Source organism: Paenibacillus sp. FSL W7-1088 (genome assembly GCF_037969855.1).
Classification (GTDB): domain Bacteria; phylum Bacillota; class Bacilli; order Paenibacillales; family Paenibacillaceae; genus Paenibacillus.
Genome location: NZ_CP150216.1, coordinates 7,022,318 through 7,037,832, shown reverse-complemented (window position 1 = coordinate 7,037,832; position 15,515 = coordinate 7,022,318). Strand labels below are relative to the sequence as shown.

At 47.2% G+C, this 15,515-nt stretch carries 13 protein-coding genes; 7 read left to right on the top strand and 6 right to left on the bottom strand.

Annotated features, from left to right (window positions below):
* Nucleotides 1–16: 16 nt before the first annotated feature.
* Both MKY42_RS31645 and MKY42_RS31640 read left to right on the top strand, forming a co-directional pair.
* Entirely contained in the window at nucleotides 17–1,522 is a 1,506-nt protein-coding gene (locus MKY42_RS31645; RefSeq protein ID WP_256222230.1) for a copper amine oxidase N-terminal domain-containing protein, read from the top strand.
* A 245-nt stretch (nucleotides 1,523–1,767) separates the two neighbouring features.
* Nucleotides 1,768–3,237: a GNAT family N-acetyltransferase gene (locus MKY42_RS31640; RefSeq protein ID WP_090902963.1), complete on the top strand. Its 1,470-nt coding sequence runs from the start codon at nucleotides 1,768–1,770 to the stop codon at nucleotides 3,235–3,237.
* A gap of 85 nt (nucleotides 3,238–3,322) precedes the next feature.
* Here MKY42_RS31640 and MKY42_RS31635 read toward each other — a convergent pair whose 3' ends face one another.
* Genes MKY42_RS31635 through MKY42_RS31625 form a run of 3 tightly spaced genes read right to left on the bottom strand, consistent with a single transcriptional unit; the run spans nucleotide 3,323 to nucleotide 6,162 of the window.
* Nucleotides 3,323–3,781: a GNAT family N-acetyltransferase gene (locus MKY42_RS31635; RefSeq protein WP_254790096.1), complete on the bottom strand. Its 459-nt coding sequence runs from the start codon at nucleotides 3,779–3,781 to the stop codon at nucleotides 3,323–3,325.
* A complete protein-coding gene (locus MKY42_RS31630) occupies nucleotides 3,778–4,698 on the bottom strand; it encodes a D-alanine--D-alanine ligase (protein WP_339847493.1) in 921 nt (306 codons plus the stop codon). The genes MKY42_RS31635 and MKY42_RS31630 overlap by 4 nt, the downstream gene beginning before the upstream one ends.
* 12 nt (nucleotides 4,699–4,710) lie before the next feature.
* Complete coding sequence (locus MKY42_RS31625) at nucleotides 4,711–6,162, bottom strand: PLP-dependent aminotransferase family protein (protein WP_339847490.1); 1,452 nt, start codon at nucleotides 6,160–6,162, stop codon at nucleotides 4,711–4,713.
* 673 nt (nucleotides 6,163–6,835) lie between these two features.
* Here MKY42_RS31625 and MKY42_RS31620 point away from each other — a divergent pair.
* Together MKY42_RS31620 and MKY42_RS31615 are read left to right on the top strand one after the other, a co-directional pair.
* Nucleotides 6,836–7,192 (top strand): nucleotide excision repair endonuclease, encoded by a 357-nt coding sequence (locus MKY42_RS31620; RefSeq protein WP_090902968.1) that lies wholly within the window; start codon nucleotides 6,836–6,838, stop codon nucleotides 7,190–7,192.
* Between the two features lie 235 nt (nucleotides 7,193–7,427).
* Nucleotides 7,428–8,177 (top strand): Bax inhibitor-1/YccA family protein, encoded by a 750-nt coding sequence (locus MKY42_RS31615; RefSeq protein WP_090902970.1) that lies wholly within the window; start codon nucleotides 7,428–7,430, stop codon nucleotides 8,175–8,177.
* 301 nt (nucleotides 8,178–8,478) lie between these two features.
* Here the strand turns inward: MKY42_RS31615 and MKY42_RS31610 are convergent, their stop codons facing one another.
* Complete coding sequence (locus MKY42_RS31610; protein WP_339847484.1) at nucleotides 8,479–9,165, bottom strand: 4'-phosphopantetheinyl transferase superfamily protein; 687 nt, start codon at nucleotides 9,163–9,165, stop codon at nucleotides 8,479–8,481.
* Nucleotides 9,166–9,245: 80 nt separating this feature from the next.
* Nucleotides 9,246–10,118, bottom strand: coding sequence for an arylamine N-acetyltransferase (locus MKY42_RS31605; protein WP_339847481.1), 873 nt, complete (start codon nucleotides 10,116–10,118; stop codon nucleotides 9,246–9,248).
* A 241-nt stretch (nucleotides 10,119–10,359) separates the two neighbouring features.
* Between MKY42_RS31605 and greA the strand changes: the two genes are divergently transcribed.
* On the top strand, nucleotides 10,360–10,836 hold the full coding sequence (gene greA / locus MKY42_RS31600) for a transcription elongation factor GreA (protein WP_090902976.1): 477 nt from the start codon (nucleotides 10,360–10,362) through the stop codon (nucleotides 10,834–10,836).
* Between the two features lie 74 nt (nucleotides 10,837–10,910).
* Here the strand turns inward: greA and MKY42_RS31595 are convergent, their stop codons facing one another.
* Nucleotides 10,911–12,257 (bottom strand): hypothetical protein, encoded by a 1,347-nt coding sequence (locus MKY42_RS31595; protein WP_339847475.1) that lies wholly within the window; start codon nucleotides 12,255–12,257, stop codon nucleotides 10,911–10,913.
* 470 nt (nucleotides 12,258–12,727) lie between these two features.
* Between MKY42_RS31595 and MKY42_RS31590 the strand changes: the two genes are divergently transcribed.
* Nucleotides 12,728–14,092 (top strand): sodium-dependent transporter, encoded by a 1,365-nt coding sequence (locus tag MKY42_RS31590; protein ID WP_339847472.1) that lies wholly within the window; start codon nucleotides 12,728–12,730, stop codon nucleotides 14,090–14,092.
* A gap of 176 nt (nucleotides 14,093–14,268) precedes the next feature.
* A complete protein-coding gene (gene rlmN / locus MKY42_RS31585; RefSeq protein WP_339847469.1) occupies nucleotides 14,269–15,363 on the top strand; it encodes a 23S rRNA (adenine(2503)-C(2))-methyltransferase RlmN in 1,095 nt (364 codons plus the stop codon).
* Nucleotides 15,364–15,515: the final 152 nt, after the last annotated feature.

Below are 15,515 nucleotides of genomic sequence, written 5' to 3'. Positions count from 1 at the left end.
CAAAAATCACAAGCTAGTGAAGTGGATTGCCGTACCACTCGTTTTGATGATGGTTGCGCTAACGGGATGTCAGGCCGTAGGTGGCGTAGATATTGGCAAAGCCGTTGTCAACAGTACAACCGTCAAGTCCGGTGAATCCAAACAGTCGATGCATATAAAAATTGAACCTACAGCAAACCTCGTCGATGAGGATGCGCTTCAAATGATTGAACTCATTAATTCCGTTTCATTGGATATTGAAGATGCCAAAGTAAAGGACTCCAGCACGGCGTCTGTCAAAGGTACACTGAGTATGCAAGGAAAGAAATTGCCTTTCCATCTGTCGATGGATCAATCGGAAATGGTCATTGATGTAGACGGAGCGCAAAAGCCTCTATACATATCTTTGGAGGATGACACGCTTCCTATGCTAGATACGAAGGCGTTGGAGAAGCAGATCGAGGAGCTTTCCCCGAAATTGCTGACTTTTGCGCTCAAACATTTGTCCAACCCGAAAAATATTTCCGTAACTCCGGTACAGGAATCGGTTAATGGTGAATCGCTGAGTCTCTCCAAGCTGCATGTGGAGATCAGTGGAGAAGAGCTTCTTGCCATGGTTAAACCGTTTCTGACAAGTGTTGCTCAGGATGAGCAAGGACTCAAAGATCTGATTGGAGATCTGTATGATGTGTTCTACCCTATCCTCGTTACATTCAACACGGTTGATACTGGCGACGGCAGTGCCCTTCCTTCTACGATTAGCGAATCACGGGATGCCGAAGTTGCTTCATTGTATGAAATGATTAAGGGTGGTCTTGACGAGATTCTTGCCAATTACGACAAGGAACTAGCCAACTTGTTGACCGAAACACCTGAATTGAAGACGGTGTTCGGAACGGAGACCAATCTCAAATTGGACTTTTATCTGGACAGCGCACTGAATATCCGTAAACAGAACTATGATTTCAAAGTAGCGTTGCCTGCTTCTGAAGATCTGCCGATCAAATCGGTATCCGTATACGGTGACAGCGAACTGTGGAATATTGGTGGACCAGTGACTGTGGATGCCGTGGACAAAACGGCGGGTGCAATAGATCTGATGCAGGGAGATATCACGCCAGGTCAGATGTTGCGCAATTTCGATTCCAATTCACTTGTGTATCAGCTGTTGAAAGATGAAGCGGGAATCACCCGTAAATATGTCATGTTGTATCCGGACGACGAATCCTATGGCGCAATCACTGTTAAAAATACAACATTTGTTCCTCTACGCTATCTGTCCGAAGAATTGGATGCTGAAGTGAAATGGACCAAAGGGTCGGATAAAATCGTCGTGATTGACGATATCACCGGTGATGAGATTGTCTTGACTGTAGGTTCCAAGAAGGCAACCGTTGCAGGCAAGGAAGTAACGATGGTCGAACCCGCCTTTGTGGGCAAAAACGGCAAAACTTACGTCCCGCTGCGCTTTATGGCAGAATCTCTTGGGGCATCTGTAGATAAGGAAAAAGAAACAGGCTGGATTTTCATCGACCGGCCATAATTAAGATTTGTATGTAAGCCTTAGTTGAGAGGGGATTTCAGAGTATGCCAGATTTCTCGTAATGATCATGAAAGAACACAATGAAAAAATTCCGTTAGACCATTAACGGGATACGTGTGTCCTTTTTGACCCATTACGAGGAGCTTCGGCGTTTCTGAAATGATGAAACGAATCGGGGAGTGCCTCTATTGGAGGTGCTCCTCTTTGTCGTGTCATCCCAAATAAATCCCCCAGAGGTGTTATATATGAAAAGTCAATTGACCATCCAATCCAGTTCGATTACATTACGTCCACTAACGCTGGAAGACCAGGACGCGCTGTATGCATTAACCCGACAACCTGAAATCACGGATATTCTTCCCGAATGGAGGATGACAGAGGAACAGCTGCATGGTTTTCTGCAATTTGTTGTTGGCAGTTACGAGCAGTTCGATCCAAAAGATGTACGGGTCATGCTGGCAGTTGTACACAACAAAGACCAGCAAATCATTGGTTGGTGTGGTGTGTTTCCCAATGACATGCTGGATAGTGATGATCGTGAAGTGGCTTACGCCATTTCACGCGATTATCGGAATAAAGGGTATATTACAGAAGCAGTGAATGCCTTAACGACATACTTGTTCGAAAATACTCTGTTGGACCGAATCGTGGGTATTGTGAAGCCGTTTAACCAGCCTTCACGCAAGGTGCTTGAGCATGCCGAATTTCGTTATGTCTCTCGCAGAAAACTTTCGGATCAGGCAGATTACGATTACTTTGAGCGACATAAAGTACAGCCGGCACCAGCATCTTCACTGGGGCTGCAATCTCAAGTTCAGCTTCGTCGTGCATGCCAAGAGGATGCTGAAGTGCTTACGGAGATATGCACCAGAGCCTTTGACCATGCGATTAGAGTCTGGGCTAAAGGAGACACAGTTCCGGACAGCAACCTTTGTCCACCAGGCTATTCGTCTGTTCGTATGCACAGTTACGTGATCCGTGAATGGGACTATTACGTTATAGAATGGGATGGGTGTACCATTGGTGGAGTCAGTGTCAATGTATTGGGAAGCAGGCATGCGAGACTGGATAAAATCTTTATTGATCCCGTTTGTCATGGTCGGGGTATAGGATCTCAGGTCATCAGGCTTGTTGAGGCCGAATTTCCCGAGATTGGGGTATGGAAGCTGGAGACCTCGGGAAGACATCGGGATAATCATCATTTTTATGAGAAAATGGGTTATGTCTGTCTCCATGCGTCTGAAGATGAATATGGATATGAGAAAATCATAACAATAGAGCCTGTAATCCAGCTCCCATCTGAGGAATTATCCAACGTTAAGGGTGAGACAGTTACTGAATTTTACCAAGCTGATCTGGATTCAGTTCGCTTCAGCACCAGCAATCTTCGGGATATCCGGATGACCGATTGCAACCTGAGTGGGGGCAAATTCACCAATCTGAATATGACCAGCATATTACTGGCCGATTTGCGTTTAACAGATAGCAAGGTTGAATTCTGCGCTTTGGATGGTGTTCATTTCCAGGATACACATCTCGGCCCAGATAGAGTACCCATGCGTTGGGAACATTGTGACCTCAAGGGCAGTCATTTCAATGACTGTGATCTGTCCGACGTACAGTTGGAACAGTGTCAGGTGGCAGGAATGAAGATTAATGGAGTGGCTATAGAGGAGTTATTTGCTGCGTATGAGTCCATGAAGGCAAATAGATAAATGTACTTATATAGCAAAAAGAGAACGCCCGTTTCCGACCTTTGTGTTGGAAATGGGCGTTTTTTTGATGTTACTTTGTAAACAGTCAGCTGTGCTGCAAAGCCTGCGGCTTTTTGCTAAAGCCGGTGCTTCCCGCGGTAAAGCCCATCTGTTGGTAGAATTTATGCGCAGCTTCACGATCCGGGCGATTGCCGCTGTTTAGAGACAAGGAATCCACGCCATGAGTGGCTGCCCATTGCTCTGCTTCCAGAATAAGCTGACGACCGATGCCGGAGCTTCTGAACTGGTCATGCACGATAAGAGCCATAATACGGCAGTGTTTTCCGTTTTTTTCATATAGGTAAGATGTTTGGAGTCCAATCAGTCCAACGACACGGCCACGGACTTCGGCAACCAACGTTGCAAAGTTTGAATCCGCAGCGATGTGCGAATAACGCTCCTTCATTTCGGCATACGTAGTTGGATAACCGAGTTGATCCATAAGAATGACCATATCCTGCAGATCTGCAGGGGAACTGTTACGAATCGTTACACTCAGACTCATGATCGTGTTGCCTCCTTTTGGCGTTCTTTTAACGAGAGATCAATGATGGAATCCAGCAAACTGGCAAAGGAAATACCAGCAGCAGCAGCACTTTTGGGCAGCAGGCTGTTTCGGGTAAGACCCGGCAGCGTGTTCACCTCAAGCACATAGGGCATGCCATCCCGAATCATCATGTCCACGCGAGCATAGACACTGCATTTTAACACCCGGTAACAGGTTAGTGCCGCGGCTTCTACACGTTTGTGCAAATCCGCAGGCAAATGAACGACCTGCTCATCAGCGCCGCCGTCATTATATTTGGAGGTGTAATCGAAAAAATCGGCATTTGAACGAATCGAGATAACAGGAAGCATCTGACCATCCAGAATGGCGCAGGTAATCTCCTCGCCCCCAATATATTGCTCGATCATGACGACTTCGTCCCAGACGAGTGCTGCTTCTACAGCCGCATGAAGAGCCGAGGATTCCTGCACCACTTGCGTACCAATGCTGGAACCGCCTGAATTGGGCTTTACCACGACGGGATACGTTAACTGCTGCACAGCGGTTGATGACAATTCATCCAAACTGCTTACCTGAAGCCACTCGCCAGTAGGTACACCTGCATGCTGGATGAGGCGTTTGGACATATCTTTGTCCATGCATACGCTGCTCGCGAGGACACCACAGCCTGTATAAGGAACACCCAGCGACTCTAACGTGCCCTGAATTGTGCCATCCTCGCCGTATTTGCCGTGCAGAGCGAGCAGTGCCACATCCAATCCTGCGGCTTTCTCAATAAGATCACGTTTGCTATTGATCTCCACCGGAATAACCTCATACTTCTGTCCATCCAGATGGTTGATCATCTCCTGTCCGGTGAGCAGAGAAACATTCCGCTCCGAAGATGTACCACCCATTATCACGCCAACTTTCATGTGTAATCCTCCTCATTTCATTTGAGCAACCGTCTCGCCAATGATGCGAATGCCTTTGCGAATGTTCTCATCGCTGACTCGGGAGAAGCCCAAACGCATCGTGTTTTGTCCCTGGCCTGGTTCAAGATAAAAAGTATCCCCGGGCATGAAGGTAACGCCTTTTGCCTTGCAAGCCGCCAGCAGCTCCCTCGTGTGGTATTCTGGTGGGAATTGTACGAACAGGTGAAGTCCGCCTTCGCCGGAAACCCGGCACATCGGCAGATACTGCCGCAAGCAGCGGACGACCAGCTCATATTTTCGCTTGTACTCTGTGCGAGCCCGCTTCAAATATTTCTCGAAATTGCCGTTGCTCAGATACTGATAGAGCAGGGACTGATCCAGCGTCGAGGTATGAATGCTGCGCGCCCGTTTCATGCTTTCCAGATAATCAATCAGTGCCGCATCCGCAATGACCCAGCCTACGCGCAATCCCGGAAACAATACCTTGGAGAAACTGCCCAGATACACGAGTCCGTTCCCTTTGCCCACACTGGCAATCAGAGGGGAGACATGGGAACCGGAATAGCGCAGTTCCTCGTTAAAGCCGTCTTCAATTATCGGCACATGGTAATGGTTCATCAGCCGAATGATCTCTGTCCGTTTGGCAGGTGATGTGACGATCCCGGTTGGATTGTGGTAGGAGGGCACAAGGTAGGCCAGATCATACGGGTTTGCTGCAAGTTCCCGTTCCAACTGCTTCAGGTCCAGACCATCTGATTCCATATCCACACCAGTGAGATGGAATTGATGAAGTCTCAGATTTTTAACAGCGGTATGATGTGTCGGGTTTTCACACAGAGCCCTGCCGCTTTGTTTGCGAAGTGCGCCCAGTACCATATCAAAACCTTCCGTAAATCCGTTGGTAATCAGAATATCCTTGCCGGATAGGTCGACACCTTTATTTTCCATATATTGCAGCAGATACTTCATAAGAGGCCTGTAGCCTTGCGCATATCCGTAATTCAGCAGCACTTCCCCTTCAAGCGACATTCGGTCGAGGAAGGCTCTTTTGACATTATGCATGTCGAACAGCTTCTCATCGGGCGCGATGCTGGTAAATGAAATCTCACCGCGCTCCGAGCCAGAGCCATGCTTCATCAGATCATACTGCTCTGCCTGGATTGCGTAGTCGCTGACACGTTCGTTCCAGTCCAGCTGCCACCCGGAAGTTGCCTCAGGTGCATCGATGGTGGAACTTACGTAATTGCCTTTGCCTTTGACCGCGTAGATCAGGCCTTCCTCCTCAAGTTCAGCATAGGCCAGCAGAATCGTGCTGCGGCTTACTTTCATGAGTGTGCTGAGTTCGCGGGTGGAAGGGAGCTTTTGTTTGGCTTGCAGGCCGCCTTTGAGCATCAATCGCTTCATATAATCTTTGACTTGTATATATACAGGGCGGTCCTCCGTCAGTTGCAGATCGGAATACATCCCATCACTCCCTCTTTTGCTATCTTGCCATATTATAACCCCCGCAGAAAGAACCACGATACCTCTGTTTGCCTGCGGAGGTGGTTGGTTGTTTGCGCGAACGTAAAAAAGCCCTAGCATCATGCCGGGCTGGGGTGAAACGTGATCCATTTCTTTTATAGTGCTGCTGCTATAACTTTCTAGGTTGGCGTTGCATGACTAGTCTCTCTAGGATCGATAGCTATCTGTCCTTCTACGTGTGTCTATTTACTCTCGTACGGCTATAATTGCAGGCTTTCTAGGTCAATCCAATTCTATACTATCTTCGAAAATCTAGGATCTTTCTACGTTTGCTTGCTGCAAGGGTCGAATAGATGATGAATCGTAAAGCTATAAAGCTAGGTTCTTGCTAACTGTACTCTTGTCGTGCGCACGTAACAGAATTCAGTATGAAAAAGATGATCAATCATAGGGTACAATAGACGGAAGTAGATATAAAGACATATGTCTTAGTGCCCAAATTCTTCCTCATACCCCTATAGTACCACTTTGAATCAGGAAAGTTAACCTTTTTTTGAAATATTTGTCGTAAGTGTTGGAAAAAGCGTGAATAGTGCTGCTTATAGAATGAAATGGTGTCCTTTTGGGATATATGATAGGATGTAGACCTATAGATAATGAGGAAGTGAGCCTATTGATTAATATTACTGTGCCAACACCAGATGTCATCATCACGAAGCAGGCTGATCCACAGCTTAGCCACATTTATGGATTCACCGATTTCCACCTGATTACACGGGAAAAAGGTGGTATCTTCATGTTTTACAATGCCGATGATGAGTTGTTATTTGTCGGGAAAGCACGAAAATTAAGACCGCGCATCAAGAAACATTTTGAAGATACGGTATCACCAATGAAGTCACACCGCGAGGAAGTAACCACCATTGAAGTGTGCGTTATTGAAGATCCGGTGGACCGCGAAATTTACGAGACCTATATCATCAACACGATGCGTGCGAAATACAATGTAGATAAAGTGTTGTACAAATAAGTATCTCGAATGTGCTGAATAAAGTGTAACGTATTTTTCGCAAAGTTTTGGGACATATAGCCTATACCTTGCGTGAACAGACAAGGATGCGATCTGCGGGTTGCATCTCACGTCTGCTTGGAAGCAATAGAATTTTTTTCAATATGCAATTTAATATGTAGTTCGCAGAAATGGCAATGTAGAACGTAGAGATGGTAATACAGGATTAACCAAATACATAGAAGAGGTGATTGTTGTGATCGGACGTAGCGGTAACCCTACACTCAAAGATAGTACGTTTGAAGACTCCAGAGGATATGGAGATGATCGGTATCAAACCAGAATGACGATCAATGGTACGGTAAACAAGGCGTTTATTACGCTGGTCATCCTGCTGGGCAGTGCGTTTGCATCCTGGATGATGTTTTTCAATGGAGAGGAAGTGCTTCCTCTTGCATATGGAGGGGCGATCGTCGGATTTATTCTCGCATTGATTATTTCGTTCAAACCTGTTGCAGCGCCTTACCTTGTGCCGATCTATGCCGTGGCGGAAGGGATGTTCCTCGGTGCACTCTCGGCTACGTATGAATACTTGTATAACGGCATTACGCTGCAAGCCGCTTTGCTGACCATGGCTGTCTTTATTGCTCTGCTGATGGCATACAAGACCAGATTGATCAAAGCTACGGAGAATTTCAAGCTGGGGGTTGTGGCAGCAACCGGAGGTATTATGATTATGTATCTCCTCAGTTTTGTGCTTGGTTTGTTCGGGATTACCGTTCCCTATCTTCATGACAACAGCCTGATCGGAATCGGCATTTCTGTCGTCATCGTTATTGTGGCTGCGCTGAATCTGGTACTTGATTTTGATTTTATTGAAAGTGGTGCCGACAACGGTGCTCCGAAATATATGGAGTGGTACGGTGCATTTGGATTGATGGTTACGCTGGTATGGCTGTATATTGAAATTATTCGTTTGCTCGGGAAGCTGCGGAGCCGGGATTAATTACTTCAAATTTGTGCAAACTTAATTATGCAACTCGTCATCAAAAGCTAACTCGTGCCCAAAACACGCAGTTAGCTTTTTTTTCCTTTTACGGGATAGTCCTAACATCGAAATGTGTACATCAGCGATACTGACGCGGCTGCAACGATATGAAAAAACAGCGGTCAGGTTCTCTTTCGGAGGCAAAAGAAATCTCCATCATTGACGCAGGAATCCCAAGTTTCGAAAAAATCCCTGGCGGGTTCGCCAGGGATTTTTAAGCATGATTGTTATTGGAGGAGAGGGGTTTGTAACCCCTCCTTCATAATAATGCCTGATACAACTCTTCGATTGTGATGATATCCGGCTGGGTAGGTAAAGCTTCTCCTGCGGAACAAGCTGCTAACATATGCCCATGATCCAGTCGCAGGCTGAGGAATGGATAAGCGGCTGCTTCTGGCGAGTGCCAGTTTCCGTCAGCATTACGGATCATGGAGAATGAATCAAGTGGCATGGACAGGCCCATGCCTACGGCCTTGATGTAGCTTTCCTTCAGTGTCCATAGACGGTAGAAGGTTTCCAGCTGCATCTCAGTGGGCTCCGCATCCAGAAATTGACTCTCTGTGAGAGAGAAGAATCGCTCCGCAATCTTCATATCGGTGGGCGCTATTTTTTCCACATCTAAACCCAGATCAGCGTCACCGCCAGAGATTAAAGCAATCCAATCGCCGGAGTGCGAGACATTAAATTGAACATCTGCATGCTGACTGAGTGCAGGTTTGCCGTATTTGTTACGGGTAAAGGAAAGTTCTTCTGGCCTTAGGCCAGTCAACTTGCTCAGCGTCACACGGGTCAACACTTCACCCAGAACAGAGCGATAGGCATCCGCCTGATGTACAAAACGTGAAGCTTGTCCTCGTCTTTCCTCAGATACCCGGGACAGAAAAAGGTTCCAGTATGCCTCCGGCAATTCTGCCGGAACTTGAAGAACTTGAATCGTTATCATCATTTATCACCTGACGATGTATTCGGCATCGATTGCAGACTTTCCTTTATCTCCATCGGTTTATCGGGTCTGCCCTTGCCGATTCATACCTGTTGTGTTCTTTTCCATTCTTCATGTGCAGCCTGTACCCGTGCCCACATTTCTTGGCGTTCCACTTCTGTGTAATTCACCAACGGTTCGTGGAATTTCTCAGCCAATACGTCTTTCCACTCGGTGTAGGTTTGAATTTCCTTTTTGCGGATACCTTCAAGGTCATGCGTCCGGAGCATACATCCACGTAGTTCGTTGCTTTGGAGAGCTTGCCTCTGACGGAGCAAAAATGCGTTATGCCAAGGCGAATCGACTGACTGGCTGTAGAATTCATGCTTGGGAATGAACTCTTCCAGGCTGGTAAGCTCTTCGGGAGCGTAGTCGACACCCTCACTTGGCCCGTTGGGTTCATATTCAAGTCTCCATCCGCCAGGAGCTACGGATGAAGGCACTAATGTATAAGTAAACGGCGCCGATCCATAGGTTCCATAACAAAGAGGAAGCGGTTCGAAGGGCATGCCACCCAGACCAACATCCACAATCCAACGTTCCACATTCGGGTCTGCATCTGGCAAAGAGACCGACAGACCGAGATGGAACGAGTTCACACGTGGCTGCTCTCCATATGGCTGAACTCCGGCACGATGCCAGTGCACCGTATATCCCAGAGAACGAAGCAGGACGCTGAAAGCGCCATTCAGATGAAAACAGTAACCACTGCGGCCTTGCAAGATAAGCTGGACCGATTCTTGAAGATCGATGCCCGCATGCTGACCTGCAAAAATATCGACCGTTTGCCAGGATAGATACTGCACATGTGCCTGCTGGATTTCGGATAGGAATTCCAGGGTGGGTTCCTTGATATTATGAATGCCTATCCGTTTCAGGTAGGCCTGTATTTCAGACGGAGTCAATGTAACATTCATCCAGATCACCTCGAGTCATGTAGTGGGCGTATTATTAATTGCTGCTGCCCTGAATTCATTGTAAAAGTGAACGGATGAAATGAATACACTGGTTTGCTTCAATTGTACCGGTACAGTCTAAGGAGACACATACACATCTTTCCATCAATGGGAGCGTTATTTCTTTTTCTTGGTATGTTAACCGTTTGGAGTGGATATAGGTTAGAATATAGATAGAAAGCAGGATTAGGAGATGGAAAAAATGGCTAATGATGAAGTGATTTTGACACAGGAAGGCTTGGAAAAGCTGGAGGACGAACTGAGGGATTTAAAGACGGTGAAGCGTAAGGAACTGGCGGCGCGTCTGAAACTCGCGATCAGTTACGGTGACCTGAAGGAAAATAGTGAGTATCATTCAGCCAAAGATGATCAGGCTTTTATGGAAACCCGCATTTTGATTCTGGAGAAAATGCTAACCAAAGCAAGAGTCATCACTTCGGACAATATCGACTCGAACAAAGTAAGCATTGGCTCAACCATTCTGCTGAATGATATCGAATTCGCCGAGAAGATTGAATACATGCTGGTGGGTCCGGCCGAGGCGGATGTTGCCGATAACAAAATATCGTACGAAAGCCCGCTTGGCAAAGAACTGATGGGCAAAGAAGTAGGCAGTGTCATTCATGTCAATGCGCCGATGGGCATTATCAAATATGAGTTGCTTGAAATTAAAATTTAATCGAAATAGAGGTGTTTCCGCAACCATGGAGATGGGTGCTGGAACACCTCTTTTTTATTCTTGTAGGATCATATTCAGCTACGTTTTCGTCCATCCAGAACTTCACGGGTCATGGCATATACAACCCAGAGAAGGATCACGGTATGGATCATCGCAATGGAAGTGCCTATGCTTATGATCAAATCATTGCTCAGTCCTGAACCGTGCATGCTGAAGCTCGCTCCATGTCCTCCGCCAAAGTTACCAGGCCCATCACCGATGCGCGATTGTCCTTCCTCGGCTCCAAAGTCGCCACCAGAGCCCGTACTCATGATCATGGCAATATTTACGTAGGTCGTCAGGGAGAAGGCGATTGCTGCGTACATCCATTTACGTTCAAAGAACGGAATCAGAATCAAGAATAACAAAGCAGGTATGCTGTAGCGCTCATGAATTTCCGTTGGCAGCATAAAGAAGGCGAGATTCACCGCTACACCTGCAATGAGCAGAGATGAAATACGAATTTCCTTAATCAGCAGTAGATAGGCCGCTACTCCAACCACGGCAATGGCAAGCAGCAGCAGACCAAGCATTTTATACGTCACTATGCCAAACAACACCGTAGCATCGCTGGTTCCCGGATCACCAAGCAGGTGATACCAGATATTCATGGCGTTCAGGGAAAGCTGCGGATACATATTAACGGCGCTTCCGTAGGCGTTGGTCAGCATGGTGCCGAGGGTTCCATTTGCTGCAAAATAGAGAAGCACAGGCAGGGAAGCGATCGTTAATCCTGCTACAAATAGAAGCGTGGCCCGAAATTGTCTGTCATAAAGCTGGCGTAGTAATACAATACCGATGACCGGAGCAATGACAATCGCCTGAAACTTTGCCAGCAGGGCAACGGTGAACAATACACCCGCCAATAGAGGAGTACTTAGCAGCAGAACGGTTGACAGCACCATTAATGTACTGTGCAGGATGTCGATCTGTCCCCACATGGCACTGTCGACCAGCAGACCGGGGTTGAAGGAAAGAACTGCAAGCAGCACCAACCGTGCACCAGAGCTTAGCTTTTTGAATGTGAGGGTCAAGACCGCCATGGACAGCATATCGAAGGCGATAGGCAGTGTTTTCATGGATAGATGGCCAGCTGAGGCGGTTATGCCGAGTCCATCCAGTATCCAGCGGTACAACCCCAGAATGAAGATAAACAAGGGTGGATAGTTCTGATCTTTTCCATGCAGGTATGATTCACGAACCCCGTATTGGTGGACGGCATTCATCCAATCGACGAACAGGGACTGATCTCCGATATAACCCCTGAATTGTGTTCCGAGGTACAAACGCAGCAATAGACCGCCAGTAAAAATTAGAGCAGCATACAGCCAGAAATGCCTGTTCCAACGGGTGTTTGAATCTCTGTAGCTCAGTGTGTTCATCCTTCTCCTCCTAAGCATGGCGATTGAGATTGGTGCAAGTATAGGTGACCAAGCTGAAAAAGGGATGAATTTTTGGGCATACGTCGCCCCTGCAGAAGCTTAAAGTTTGCTGAAAACCAGTGAATAACATGGCGATTTAACATCTAAGAAGCAGAGCCTGTGAAGAGGTCCCTGCTTCTTGAAGGTTTGTTAATCGAAGGGGAAGTTGAGTTTGCGGCCATCTACGGAATTTCCAAAATACAGGACAGGGTTGGCGTAGACTTTTTTATCACATACTGCATATGAGGAGGTTCAGTGGACTACATATCACATGCTGCTTGCTTTGTTAAGCGAAGAAGGCAAGGGCAGCATATTTAATGTAGACATTCCTGTGAATAAATAACATTTCGATTAATTTCGATTTTCGAATGACCTGAGGGGATGACTGTTATATAATAACGGAAAATCTTAGAACAGATGGAGTAGATATAATGAATTTCAGTAAGTCCAATAATTCCAATTTGAATCAAGACGGACCGGGCAAAGGTGAACGCTTCTCACAGGCTGGATTCATTCTGGCTGCCATTGGTAGTTCAGTGGGTCTCGGCAACATGTGGAAGTTTCCTTATATTACGGGAGAGAACGGGGGAGCTGCATTTTTCCTGCTCTTTATCGTCTGTCTCCTGTTGATTGGTCTACCCGTATTGCTGGCTGAGCTTGCGATTGGCCGCAGCGGCAGAGGAAGCGCGGCAACAGCCTTTATCAAGGCAGGTGGGCAAAAAGGGTGGCTTGCGGCTGGTTTGCTGCAAGTATTGACGCCGTTTATCATTCTTTCCTTTTATGTCATCATTGCAGGATGGACGCTGCAATATGCAGTGACGTCATTCAGCGGTACGCTGTATAACAATCCGGATTATGCTGGGCAATTTGGTGACTTTGTAGGCGGTTATATGCCGATTGTGTGGCAGCTGATTTCAGTTCTGATTACAGGCTGGATCGTAGCCAAAGGGGTATCGAATGGAATTGAGAAGTTTAACAAAGTGCTGATTCCGGCGATGCTGGTTCTGCTCATTATCCTGATGGTTCGTGCAGTGACTTTGCCAGGAGCTGGTGCGGGGGTTTCCTTCTTCCTGAATCCGGACTTCTCACAGCTCACGACTGAATCTGCGCTGGTTGCGCTTGGACATGCCTTTTTCTCCCTATCGCTGGGTATGGGTATTCTCGTGACATACGGTTCATATGTTGATAAAAATCAATCGCTCGGTGCAGCAACCGTTGCTGTCGGTGCGGGTGACCTGATCTATGCGTTCATTGCGGGTCTTATTATATTCCCAACGACCTTCTCCTTCGGAATTGCACCCGATCAGGGTCCGTCGCTGATCTTTATAGCTCTTCCGGCAGCCTTCTCGGCTATGCCGCTGGGCTTCGTGTTTGGCGGGTTGTTCTTCGTGCTTCTGGCGATTGCGGCATTAACGTCGGCGGTATCCTTGCTGGAAGTTCCGGTGAAATATTTCATGGAGAGATTGTCCTGGGGCCGAAGCCGCGCGGTATGGACCATTTCGCTTGCCGTTTTCATCGTTGGGCTTCCTTCGGTATTGTCGCTCGGCTTGCTCCCTGAATGGACCATTGGCTCGAAGAGTGTGTTCGACTGGATGGACTTTGTAGCATCCAACATTTTACTTCCGATTGGTGGATTGCTGGTTACTATTTTTGCCGGATACTTCTGGAAAAAGGCTGCCGAAGCATCCGGCCTGCGTGCAGGCTGGTTCCGGGTATGGCTGTTCATGCTGCGTTATGTAGCGCCAATTCTGGTGCTTCTGGTTCTGCTGCACACCTCCGGTATTATTCACTTCTAAACGTCTGGGAATTGAAGTGAAGAAATAAGTTACTGTGCAGATTTGCCATTGATAAAACCTCTTGGAAGAAATGCAAAAGCCCTTGTGTTCGCTCGTCAATTTTGGGACAATACAGAGTAGAGGTTTTTTCGATAGACCGATGAGCCATATGCTTTTTGCGAAAAGAGGACAATAACATGATTAAATCATCCATATATGGATTAACATTAGAGCAATTACGTGACTGGCTGCCGGAGCACGGACAGAAGAAATCCCGTGCTTCCCGCATCTGGGAATGGTTATATCAGGAGCGTGTGCACGATTTTACAGAGATGACGGACGTGCGTCAGGAATGTCTGGATGTCATTTCCGAGCATTTTACGATGAACTCACTAAGTGAACATGTGAAGCAGGAATCTGCTGACGGCACGGTGAAATTTCTGCTGCGTATGCAGGACGGCAATTTGATCGAAACAGTCTTAATGCGCCAAAAATACGGTCTCACTGTATGTGTAACCACTCAAGTGGGATGTAACATTGGTTGCAGCTTCTGCGCGAGCGGGCTGATCAAGAAGAGCCGCGATCTGTCCGGTGGTGAGATTGTGGAACAGATTATGCATGTACAACAGTATCTTGATGCAGCTGGTCAAGGCGAGCGGGTAACTAACGTAGTCGTGATGGGAATTGGCGAGCCGTTTGACAATTTCCAGAACATGACTGACTTCATCGAAGTGATCAAGCATCGTAAAGGACTGGCGCTTGCAGCCAAACGGATCACCGTATCCACGAGTGGGCTGCCTGACAAGATCAAAGAATTTGCAGACAGCAATCTGCAGGTTAATCTGGCGATCTCCCTGCACGCACCAAATAACGAACTGCGGACACAGATCATGAAGATCAACCGAGCCTTCCCGATTGAACAATTGATGGACGCGGTGGATTATTACCTGGCTACGACGAACAAGCGTATTATGTTTGAGTATATTTTGCTTCGGGACGTTAACGATCAGCGTGAACATGCGGCCGAACTGGCTGAACTGTTGTCCAGCCGCAAGAGTATGGTCAGTATCAACCTGATTCCGTATAATCCGGTGGATGAGCACAGTCAGTATCAACGGAGTACGGAAGAGTCTATTCTGGGCTTCTATGATACATTGAAAAAGAACAACATTAACGCTACTGTACGCATGGAACATGGTACCGATATCGATGCAGCCTGTGGACAATTGCGCAGTAAACAGATGAAAAATAACGCCACTGAATCTCAGCCAGGTCGTCTGGCTTTGGGATAAGAATGCAAGAGCCAACGCTCGGTTAGGGCATGGCTCCTGCGTGTGGTGAAGCTCCTGCAACTCGCGTCGCCCATCCGCGTATGGGGTGGCGCGAGTTTTTTTGATTTCCGACAGGGCGAAGTACCGAGGTACCGGCCCGTTAGCAGTACACA

Bases quoted from the DNA above. Each gene is read 5' to 3' on its own strand.
- MKY42_RS31605 (WP_339847481.1), bottom strand. From the start codon at position 10,118: ATGAATGTTACATTGACTCCGTCTGAAATACAGGCCTACCTGAAACGG.
- MKY42_RS31640 (WP_090902963.1), top strand. From the start codon at position 1,768: ATGAAAAGTCAATTGACCATCCAATCCAGTTCGATTACATTACGTCCA.
- MKY42_RS31590 (WP_339847472.1), top strand. From the start codon at position 12,728: ATGAATTTCAGTAAGTCCAATAATTCCAATTTGAATCAAGACGGACCG.
- greA (WP_090902976.1), top strand. From the start codon at position 10,360: ATGGCTAATGATGAAGTGATTTTGACACAGGAAGGCTTGGAAAAGCTG.
- MKY42_RS31610 (WP_339847484.1), bottom strand. From the start codon at position 9,165: ATGATGATAACGATTCAAGTTCTTCAAGTTCCGGCAGAATTGCCGGAG.
- MKY42_RS31625 (WP_339847490.1), bottom strand. From the start codon at position 6,162: ATGTATTCCGATCTGCAACTGACGGAGGACCGCCCTGTATATATACAA.
- MKY42_RS31630 (WP_339847493.1), bottom strand. From the start codon at position 4,698: ATGAAAGTTGGCGTGATAATGGGTGGTACATCTTCGGAGCGGAATGTT.
- MKY42_RS31595 (WP_339847475.1), bottom strand. From the start codon at position 12,257: ATGAACACACTGAGCTACAGAGATTCAAACACCCGTTGGAACAGGCAT.
- rlmN (WP_339847469.1), top strand. From the start codon at position 14,269: ATGATTAAATCATCCATATATGGATTAACATTAGAGCAATTACGTGAC.
- MKY42_RS31635 (WP_254790096.1), bottom strand. From the start codon at position 3,781: ATGAGTCTGAGTGTAACGATTCGTAACAGTTCCCCTGCAGATCTGCAG.